This window comes from Oleiphilus sp. HI0061, from assembly GCF_001635675.1.
Window position 1 is genome coordinate 1 of sequence record NZ_LWFE01000567.1, and the last position, 640, is coordinate 640.

General features: G+C 46.4%; 1 protein-coding gene. It reads left to right on the forward strand.

Translation table 11 applies throughout. The annotated features are described in order from the left end of the window. Positions 1–640, forward strand: a 640-nt coding sequence (locus tag A3735_RS07405) for a proton-conducting transporter membrane subunit (RefSeq protein WP_304439977.1), incomplete at both ends; no start/stop codon positions are given.

Genomic DNA, 640 nt, shown 5'->3' on the forward strand with positions numbered 1-640 from the left:
TATTCTGGTCTATGGAGTTTATGGGCTATGCACTAGAGCCAGTTAAGGTTGATAAACTTAGCTTGATGTTTGGCTATCTTTTCCATCTTGCTGCTCTAATCGCCATCATCTACGCCTTGCACGTTAAGGATACTGTGCAGCACGTCGCAGGCCTCGCCTACGCAGGTAGTGCTGTCGGCGCAGTATTTGCCGGTGACTTACTTACCCTTTTCGTCTTCTGGGAGTTACTGGCACTCACATCCGTATTTCTTATTTGGGCTCGTCGAACAGATCGAGCCTATTCTTCTGGTATTCGCTATCTGATCATTCAAGTATTATCTGGCGTTTTGTTACTTGCAGGTCTATTGATCTTCGCGCACGTTAACAATAGCTTACTATTCACTCATATCGGCTTGCAGCATGAGGGCATCGCCCAAGTTGGTGCATGGCTAATCTTTTTCGCCTTCGGAATCAAGTGTGCCTTCCCTTTTATGCACAACTGGTTAACTGATTCGTATCCTGAAGCGACACCAAGCGGAACAATATTTTTAGCCTCGTTCACAACAAAGGTCGCGGTGTATGCTTTTGCTCGGGCCTACCCCGGTGAAGAAATTCTCGTATGGATTGGTGTCACCATGGCATGCTTTCCAATTTTCTTTGC